Raw genomic sequence first — 9214 nt, 5'->3', positions numbered from 1 at the left:
TGGTCACTTGATGACACCGCTCCCTGGCGCACATGCGATGAAGCCAGGCTCTGCGATGAAGCCGTTTTTTGGCATTGAGCCTGTGATCCTCGACCCAACGTCCGGCGTCGAAATCAAAGGCAACCCAGCTGAGGGCGTTCTGTGCATCAAAGACAGCTGGCCCGGTCAAATGCGCACGGTCTTTGGTGATCATGAGCGTTTCGAGAAGACATATTTCTCTGACTACAAAGGCTACTACTTTACCGGTGACGGGGCCAAGCGCGATGAAGATGGCGATTATTGGATCACAGGCCGCGTCGATGATGTGATCAACGTCTCTGGTCACCGCATGGGCACCGCAGAAGTCGAAAGCGCGCTTGTCGCGCATGAGAAAGTCGCGGAAGCTGCCGTTGTGGGTTACCCCCATGAAATCAAAGGCCAAGGCATCTATTGCTATGTCACATTGATGAACGGCGAAGAGCCGTCAGATGACTTGCTCAAAGAGCTGCGTACATGGGTCCGTACCGAGATCGGCCCGATTGCATCGCCTGACGTGATCCAATGGGCCCCAGGCCTGCCGAAAACGCGCTCTGGTAAGATCATGCGCCGTATCCTGCGTAAGATTGCAGAGAACGACACTGGCACTCTTGGCGATACGTCCACGCTTGCTGATCCATCTGTGGTCGACGATCTGATCGAGAATCGCGCAAACGTTTAAACTGCGTGCAGCAACGCGAATGAAGGGGCCTCCTCGATTGATCGAAGGGGCCTTTTACATTGGTCGCGCAACTAAATTACCGAGCCGATCCAGTAAAACCGATATAAAATGACCTTAAGTCATATTTTGTCGATTTTATCTCCATTATGCAAATAATATCAAGAAATTAGCCAGTGATCCGGTATCTTTTCACGCATGAAATCTTACCGTATAAGCGGCTGGATATCAGAGCGGCGATCCAATCGCGCACAGTACCAGAACATTGAGAGATAGCATGACCAACAAATCACACGAGGCCGATGTTGCATTTATTCAGGCATTGGCCGAATTGCTGCGTGAGAATGATCTGACCGAGCTTCAGGTGAAACGCGCCTATGCAGAGGACGACAGCCTGAATGTTCGTGTGAGCCGCGCAGCACCCCAAGTTAATGTAGCGCCTGTCCAAGTGGCCGCGCCCGTCGCAGCCGCGCCAACAGCGGCAGCGGCACCTGCTGCAGCCCCTGCTCCTGTTTCTGACGACCCTGCTGATTTGCCCGGCGCAGTAACATCGCCAATGGTCGGCACGGTATATCTCCAAGCTGAGCCTGGCTCCCCTTCTTTTGTCAGCGTCGGCGCAACCGTATCCGAAGGCGACACATTGTTGATCGTCGAAGCGATGAAAACGATGAACCACATCCCAGCACCTCGTGCGGGCAAGGTCACGCGCATCCTCGTTGAAGATGGATCAACAGTAGAGTTTGGCGCACCGCTCGTCGTTATCGAATAAGGCGCTGACATGTTTGATAAAATCCTAATTGCGAACCGCGGTGAAATCGCGCTACGCGTCATCCGCGCTTGCCGCGAAATGGGCATCGCCTCGGTTGCAGTTCACTCGACTGCTGACGCCGATGCCATGCATGTGCGCATGGCAGATGAATCCGTTTGCATCGGTCCTGCGCCCGGCACAGACAGCTATCTGTCGATCCCTTCAATCATCGCAGCATGCGAAATCACCGGCGCGCAGGCGATCCACCCGGGCTATGGTTTCTTGTCCGAAAATGCGAATTTTGTGCAAATCATCGAAGACCATCAGCTGACCTTCATTGGCCCGACAGCGGAACATATCCGCGTCATGGGCGACAAGATCACGGCGAAAGACACAATGAAGGCGCTTGGCGTGCCATGCGTTCCGGGCTCTGCTGGTGGTGTTCCGACGCTTGAAGAAGCAAAGCGCATTGGCGAAGAGATCGGTTATCCGGTCATAGTCAAAGCCACTGCAGGTGGCGGTGGTCGCGGCATGAAAGTTGCGCAAACCGCAGCCGACATGGAAAGCGCCTTTATGACCGCGCGCGCAGAAGGCAAATCAAACTTCGGAAACGACGAAGTCTATATTGAAAAATATCTGACAACGCCGCGCCACATCGAAATCCAAGTCTTCGGCGACGGTAAAGGGAAAGCTGTCCATCTGGGCGAGCGTGATTGCTCACTGCAGCGTCGCCACCAGAAAGTGTTTGAAGAGGCGCCCGGCCCATCGATCAGCCCCGAAGAACGTGCCGCGATTGGTAAAACCTGCGCGGACGCTGTCGCGAAGATCGATTATATCGGCGCTGGCACGATCGAGTTCCTCTATGAGAATGGCGAGTTCTATTTCATCGAAATGAACACGCGTTTGCAGGTCGAACACCCCGTAACTGAGAGCATCTTTGGTGTGGATCTCGTGCGCGAGCAGATCCAAGTGGCTGCAGGAATGGATATGTCCTTTGTTCAGGAGGATCTGGAAATCAACGGCCACTCTATCGAAGTTCGGATCAACGCGGAGAAAATCCCTAACTTCACGCCCTGCCCTGGAAAAGTGACGCAATATCATGCACCTGGCGGCCTTGGCGTTCGTATGGATAGCGCGCTCTATGCCGGATATTCTATTCCACCATACTACGACAGTTTGATCGGAAAGTTGATCGTTCACGGTCGTGATCGCAACGAGGCTTTGGCACGTCTGCACCGCGCTTTGGGTGAATTGATCGTCGACGGTATTGATACGTCAATCCCACTCTTCCACGCCCTTCTTGAAGAGCCTGACGTGCTTTCTGGTGAGTATAATATTCACTGGCTCGAACATTGGCTCGAGACAAAGTTCGGCGCCTAAATCAGGCAATGGTTGCTCGTCACGCAGGTTCTAAGATACGTTTTCTTTATGCGTGACGATCCACCTCTTCTTACAGCTCAAATGCTATTGCATGCCTATCAGGCAGGCATTTTTCCAATGGCCGAGTCTCGGGATGATCCGGAGCTGTTCTGGGTCGACCCGCGCCGCAGAGGTATTTTCCCTCTCGATGCGTTCCACATTTCCCGCTCGCTCGCGAAACTCATACGAAAACATCCATGGGACGTGCGCATCAACACCGATTTTGAAGAGGTTGTCGACGCCTGCGCAGATCGTGAAGATACGTGGATTAGTCACGATATTGCGCGCCTTTACAGCAGCTTACATCGCTCTGGGGACGCTCATTCTATTGAGATATGGGATAAAGATGAACTTGTCGGCGGTGTTTACGGCGTTGTGTCTGGCACGGCGTTTTTTGGTGAAAGCATGTTTTCACGGCGACGTGATGCGTCAAAACTGGCGCTAGCTTACCTAACGACGCATTTGAAGAACTCGGGCTTCACACTGTTTGACACACAGTTCTTAACGGATCATTTGGCGTCGCTTGGGGCGATAGAAATTCCGCGCGCGCGCTATCAGGCGCTTTTACACAATGCGCTGCAAAGTGACGCGGAATTCACGGCACGCGCGCTACCCTCGGTTCAGGACGTTTTACAGCGCAGAACCCAAACATCGTAGCGCGAATGTTCCATCGCGTTCAAAGCGGGCGAAGACGCGATCATCCATCCACCGAAAACGATCTCAGCCGTTTTCGTTTCAATAACATCCAAATACGCGAAAGCATCGTTCGCAGGGGCACCTGCTGGATACCGACACGCGCGCAGCGCCACGGTAAGTTGGCCAATTTCGATCGCGCGCCCACTGGCAAGATCATAGTTGGAGCTTTGCCCGCTGACCTTGTCGAGAACGCGAAGCTCTGCACCAGTACCTGATGACACGGCCTGCTGCGCATGCGCGCCGCTCGCAAGAGCACAACATGCTGAAAATACGCACAAAAACCGCTTCATTCACCTGATCCTGACACAAATTTCAAGAGCAGTGAAATGAGGCTAACAGCACTTTGCGTGTCTTCGATTTCAGACTCTGGCTCCAACATGAAGGGCGAACCACCCGGAACGATTTCTACGAAATTGCCACCGAGAAGACCCTCAGAGGCAATCGTGATAGCACTATCGTCGGGAATTTCGACACCGTTGGCGATATTGATCATCATATCCGCGCGAAACGTTTCACTGTTCAACTCGACGCCTTCAACGGAGCCGATTTTCACGCCAGCCAATCGCACGTCGGTCCCCACATTCACACCCTCAAGCGACCGGAAGCTCGCAGTTAGGGGATATGTGGACGACGAGACATTCACACCTGTGATTTGCGCGGCATACACCAAGAAACCCAGCGCAACAGCGAGCACGCCGCCGCCGACCAAAACTTCTGTTTTATTGTGTGACATGACTGTCTACCTAACGATCCGTAGCGCCCCTACTCAGGAACCCAAGCTTCATAATCGCCGCGATCTGCTGGTTTCGCGTGGCGCATCGAGCCCGCAGGCGCATAAGCTAACGCACTTCCCGTCAGGTTTTCTTGATGTGGCTTTTCCCATGATTTATGGGCCAAAGGTTTGTCGGTTGGTGGCTCGTCCCATGTGAAATGAATCCAACCATGCCAATCAGGGCTGATTTTGCTCGCTTCGATTTCACCATTGTAAATCACCCAGCGACGCGTGGCATCGGAGTTTTTGTAATACACGTTGCCAAGTTCATCTTCGCCGACACGAATGCCCTTACGCCATGTGAACAATTGGGTGTTCAATGTTTGACCATTCCACCAAGTGAAAACGCGCAGGATTTTACTGACAATGCCCATCGGGAACTCCGCTTATGTTTGCCCAGATATGCCCGATTGCAGCGGCAAGGTCTAGGCCCGTATAGACGCACAAAGGCAGGCAAATTGCCCGCCTTTGATATAAACTCTCAGTCAGGCAGGCCTATCCCGCCGTTGCTGGTTCTTTTTCCGCTTCGCCGTGGATCATCAAAGGCGCAGCATCTGATGTTACCGCTTCTTCATTCACGACCACTTCTGTGACGCTGTCCATGCCAGGCAAGTCGAACATCGTGTCGAGCAAGATGTCCTCAAGAATGGACCGCAGACCACGTGCACCTGTTTTACGCTCAATCGCGCGTTTCGCGATGGCACTCAGCGCTTCGTCGGTGAAGGTCAGCTGTGTATTCTCAAGCTCGAACAGGCGTTGGTATTGCTTGATCAGGGCGTTCTTTGGTTGCGTCAGGATGATAACCAGTGCGTCCTCGTCCAGATCTTCCAAAGTTGCCAGAACTGGCAAACGGCCCACAAATTCAGGGATCAAGCCAAAGCGCAGCAGATCTTCTGGCTCTAGGTCGGTAAAGATTTCACCAATACCGCGATCATCATTGTCCCGTACATCTGCGCCAAAGCCCATTGCAGAACCTTTGCCACGTGCTGCGATGATCTTATCCAGACCCGCAAACGCGCCGCCACAAATGAACAGAATGTTCGTTGTGTCCACTTGCAAGAATTCTTGCTGTGGGTGCTTACGACCACCTTGTGGTGGAACGGAAGCGACGGTGCCTTCCATCAACTTGAGCAAGGCTTGCTGAACGCCCTCACCCGATACATCGCGTGTGATGGATGGGTTTTCAGACTTGCGCGTGATTTTATCAACTTCGTCGATATAAACGATGCCGCGCTGCGCCTTCTCAACATTATATTCAGAGGCCTGAAGCAGCTTTAGAATAATGTTTTCAACGTCTTCACCAACATAACCCGCTTCGGTCAATGTCGTCGCATCCGCCATGGTGAACGGCACATCCAAGATACGTGCGAGGGTTTGCGCGAGCAGTGTTTTACCACAACCCGTCGGTCCCATCAGCAGGATGTTGGACTTCGCCAATTCGATTTCGCCGGACTTTTGTGAATGATTCAGACGTTTGTAGTGATTGTGAACCGCAACAGATAGAACCCGTTTCGCAGTTGCCTGACCAATCACATAATCGTCGAGCACTTGGCAGATGTCTTTCGGCGTTGGCACGCCTTCGGAACTCTTCAAACCTGCGCTTTTGGTTTCTTCACGGATGATATCCATGCACAACTCGACGCATTCATCACAGATGAAAACCGTCGGCCCAGCGATCAGTTTGCGCACTTCATGTTGGCTCTTGCCGCAGAAGCTACAATAGAGCGTGTTTTTGCTGTCGCCGCTGGAGTTGCTCGCCATAGATCACCTTTCAGGCCGCAGCCCTTTTTCGTCATTGATGCAGTGCGTTTCACCACATCCATTTCGTAGCAGTTTATGGGAGCAATCCCACAGCCACAATCGCAAAAATCGCGCACGCCTGTTCAAGCGTGCGCGAGAATAGTTTAGCTCTCTTCGTCAGCACCTTTTGGACGTGTGGCGAGGATTTCATCAATCAAACCAAAGTCTTTTGCTTCTTCAGGTGACATAAAGTTGTCACGCTCAAGCGCGGCTTCAACCTTTTTCAAGGTCTGACCTGTGTGCTGAACGTAGATTTCGTTCAAACGGGTTTTCAGTTTCTGCGTTTCCTGCGCGTGAATCATAATGTCCGTCGCTTGGCCCTGATAACCACCAGAGGGCTGGTGCACCATAACGCGGCTGTTTGGCAGGGAGAAACGCATGTCTTTTTCGCCAGCTGTGAGCAGAAGCGAGCCCATAGACGCCGCTTGGCCGATCACCAGTGTAGACACCTTCGGGCGGATGTATTGCATCGTGTCGTAGATCGACAGACCAGAGGTCACAACGCCGCCGGGGCTGTTGATATACATGCTGATTTCTTTTGAGGGGTTTTCCGCCTCAAGGTGCAAAAGCTGGGCAACGATCAGGCTGGACATACCATCATGCACAGGACCGTTGAGGAAAATAATGCGCTCTTTCAACAGGCGCGAGAAAATGTCGTAAGCGCGTTCGCCGCGGCTGGTTTGCTCAACCACCATCGGAACCAGCGTGTTCATATACGTATCAATTGGGTCTTTCATATCTCGCCTGCCTACTCGCTGCTGTGGGTGCTTAACATACGAAGCACTAAAAGAGTCTTAGTGCTGCCCTTAGGGGGCTGCAAGGGGGGGCCAGTCATAGAAACGTTTTGAAGCGCTTAAAGGTTCATTTATTTGCCAAAACTTCAAACTCATCGTTTTTTCAAAATCTCTGCAAAACAAGTTTTAAGAAGCGATTTTTGGTAAGGCGTTTGAAGCAAACCTCTCTTTAGCGAGAATTTTCATCACCGAAATACCCGCCACCCCGAACAAGTCAGCTTTAAAGACTCTGTCGCGCGTTACGCCCAGTCTTGCAGGCGCGCGACATAACGGGCCAGCGTATCGATTTCCAAATTGATCTTATCACCGACCTTCGCATCGCCCCATGTCGTCGCAGTCTTTGTGTGCGGAATGAAGTTGATACCAAAATCCGTCCCATTGACTTCGTTCACCGTGAGCGATGTTCCGTTCAAGGCAACGGAGCCTTTTGGCGCGACGAATTTGGCCAAGCTTTCCGGTGCGCGCAGCGTCACACGTGTGCTATCGCCTTCATCCGCCATAGCAATAATCTCGGCAACGCCGTCCACGTGACCCGAAACAATGTGCCCGCCCAGCTCATCGCCGACTTTCAACGCGCGCTCTAAATTGAGCCGCCGACCAACAGGCCAATGGTTGGAGCCGATGTTCGTCAGGTTCACAGTTTCCGCACTAATTTCAACATCAAACCAATCGGCACCCAATTCAATCACTGTGAGGCAAACGCCATCACAGGCAATAGATGCGCCAATATCAATGCCAGACGTGGCATAGCCTGTTTTAATACGAGCTCGCAGATCGCCACGCTTTTCCGTTTCAACAACTTCGCCAATATCAGTTATGATACCTGTGAACATGATGCGTCTCCCGCCAGATTAAGATGCGATATTGAGAAAAACGCGTGCAACGCCTTAATTTAACCCAATATTCCCGCTATGCCGTTTGCACGTGAATGAGTAGACCGAATGTTATGACCACCGCAACGGCGAAAAAACCTGTTTTTTTGTTCCTTCAAGGACCGCACGGCCCCTTCTTTCATAGATTGGGTCGTATGTTGCAACGTGCAGGCGCCACTGTTTGGCGTGTCGGATTTAACGCCGGTGATCGCGCGTTTTGGTTTCAACCCTCGACCTATCTTCCCTATCGCGGAACGCTTGATGGTTGGGACGACGCGTTTCAGAACCTCATCGCTGAGAAAAACGTCACAGACATTGTTCTTTATGGCGACACTCGCCCCGTTCACGCCACGGCCGTAGCCCGCGCCAAAGAAATGGGCTTGCGGGTTCATGTTTTTGAAGAAGGCTACATTCGCCCCTTCTGGGTTACTTATGAGCGTGGCGGCTCCAACGGCAATTCGCGCCTGATGAACACGACGGTCTCTGAAATGCAGACCGCGCTAGAGCGCTCTGATTTGGAAGCGCCCATGCCTCCGAGCCATTGGGGCGATATGCGCCAGCACGTCTTTTACGGGGCGCTTTACCATTGGTTCGTCATGTTCCGAAATGGCGACTACCGCCACATTCGCTCGCATCGCGATCTGCCAGTGGTCAAAGAATTCTTCTTATACCTCAAACGTTTGCTTCTGATGCCATGGCAAGGCATCGAACGCCGCATCGCGACATGGCGCATTCGAAACGGAGGATTTCCGTTCCACTTGGCACTGCTTCAACTCGAGCACGACAGCTCGTTCCAGATGCATTCCCTATTTGAGACGATGACAGATTTCCTCGATCTCGCGATCCGTGAGTTCGCAAAAGGCGCTCCGCAACACCATCATTTGGTTTTCAAAGCTCACCCGCTTGAGGATGGCCGCGTGCCCGTGCGCAAATCCCTCAAGGAAATGGCCCAAAAATACGGCGTTGAAAAACGTGTGCACTATGTGCGCGGCGGCAAACTCGCCCGCCTGTTGAATGACGCGCGCACCGCCATCACCGTGAACTCAACCGCTGGTCAGCAAGTGCTCTGGCGCGGCATTCCATTAAAAACCTTTGGAAACGCGGTTTATTCCAAACCTGAATTCGTCTCGGCCCAACCGCTCGCACAATTCTTTGAAGCTGCAGAGCGTCCAGACAACCGCGCGTACAAGGATTATCGTCGCTATTTATTAGAGACGAGCCAAATTCCGGGCGGCTTTTATTCCGCGCGCGGGCGACGTCAATTGATGCGCCATGTGGTCGATATGATGCTCTCTGACGAAGACCCCTACGATGCGCTCCTTTCGGGCACCGCGGCTCCGAGGCAACAGTTGCGCGTTGTGAATTAGGCCGAACACCGCCTAACGCTAGCTTTTTATTCTGGATTCCCCTAGGTTACCA

At 52.6% G+C, this 9214-nt stretch carries 10 protein-coding genes and 1 pseudogene; 5 read left to right on the top strand and 6 right to left on the bottom strand.

Annotated features, from left to right (window positions below; all coding sequences use genetic code 11):
• From ABJQ89_RS11235 to aat, 4 genes and pseudogenes are all read left to right on the top strand, one after another.
• Positions 1-697: pseudogene (locus ABJQ89_RS11235) on the top strand (acetyl-coenzyme A synthetase); the annotation flags it as partial.
• Between the two features lie 274 nt (positions 698-971).
• Positions 972-1463, top strand: coding sequence for an acetyl-CoA carboxylase biotin carboxyl carrier protein (accB, locus tag ABJQ89_RS11230; RefSeq protein WP_348496322.1), 492 nt, complete (start codon positions 972-974; stop codon positions 1461-1463).
• A 9-nt stretch (positions 1464-1472) separates the two neighbouring features.
• On the top strand, positions 1473-2822 hold the full coding sequence (gene accC / locus ABJQ89_RS11225) for an acetyl-CoA carboxylase biotin carboxylase subunit (protein ID WP_348496321.1): 1350 nt from the start codon (positions 1473-1475) through the stop codon (positions 2820-2822).
• 48 nt (positions 2823-2870) lie between these two features.
• Entirely contained in the window at positions 2871-3518 is a 648-nt protein-coding gene (gene aat, locus ABJQ89_RS11220; protein WP_348496320.1) for a leucyl/phenylalanyl-tRNA--protein transferase, read from the top strand.
• Here the strand turns inward: aat and ABJQ89_RS11215 are convergent.
• From ABJQ89_RS11215 to ABJQ89_RS11190, 6 genes are all read right to left on the bottom strand, one after another.
• Entirely contained in the window at positions 3482-3847 is a 366-nt protein-coding gene (locus tag ABJQ89_RS11215) for a DUF2155 domain-containing protein (RefSeq protein WP_348496319.1), read from the bottom strand. The genes aat and ABJQ89_RS11215 overlap by 37 nt on opposite strands.
• Positions 3844-4290: an outer membrane lipid asymmetry maintenance protein MlaD gene (gene mlaD, locus ABJQ89_RS11210; RefSeq protein ID WP_348496318.1), complete on the bottom strand. Its 447-nt coding sequence runs from the start codon at positions 4288-4290 to the stop codon at positions 3844-3846. Before mlaD ends, ABJQ89_RS11215 begins: the two co-directional genes overlap by 4 nt.
• A gap of 29 nt (positions 4291-4319) precedes the next feature.
• Positions 4320-4703: an NADH:ubiquinone oxidoreductase subunit NDUFA12 gene (locus tag ABJQ89_RS11205; RefSeq protein WP_348496317.1), complete on the bottom strand. Its 384-nt coding sequence runs from the start codon at positions 4701-4703 to the stop codon at positions 4320-4322.
• Positions 4704-4824: 121 nt separating this feature from the next.
• Positions 4825-6090 (bottom strand): ATP-dependent Clp protease ATP-binding subunit ClpX, encoded by a 1266-nt coding sequence (gene clpX, locus ABJQ89_RS11200; RefSeq protein WP_348496316.1) that lies wholly within the window; start codon positions 6088-6090, stop codon positions 4825-4827.
• A gap of 143 nt (positions 6091-6233) precedes the next feature.
• Entirely contained in the window at positions 6234-6866 is a 633-nt protein-coding gene (locus ABJQ89_RS11195; RefSeq protein WP_348496315.1) for an ATP-dependent Clp protease proteolytic subunit, read from the bottom strand.
• Between the two features lie 296 nt (positions 6867-7162).
• Entirely contained in the window at positions 7163-7756 is a 594-nt protein-coding gene (locus tag ABJQ89_RS11190; protein ID WP_348496314.1) for a riboflavin synthase, read from the bottom strand.
• Positions 7757-7869: 113 nt separating this feature from the next.
• Between ABJQ89_RS11190 and ABJQ89_RS11185 the strand changes: the two genes are divergently transcribed.
• Positions 7870-9162 carry a capsular biosynthesis protein gene (locus tag ABJQ89_RS11185; protein WP_348496323.1) on the top strand — a complete coding sequence of 431 codons (1293 nt, stop codon included), beginning with the start codon at positions 7870-7872 and terminating at the stop codon, positions 9160-9162.
• Positions 9163-9214 lie beyond the last annotated feature (52 nt).

The organism is Planktotalea sp., assembly GCF_039984035.1.
Lineage (GTDB): Bacteria > Pseudomonadota > Alphaproteobacteria > Rhodobacterales > Rhodobacteraceae > Planktotalea.
The sequence above is the reverse complement of the archived record's forward strand: the minus strand, read 5'-3'. Positions and strand labels throughout refer to the sequence as shown.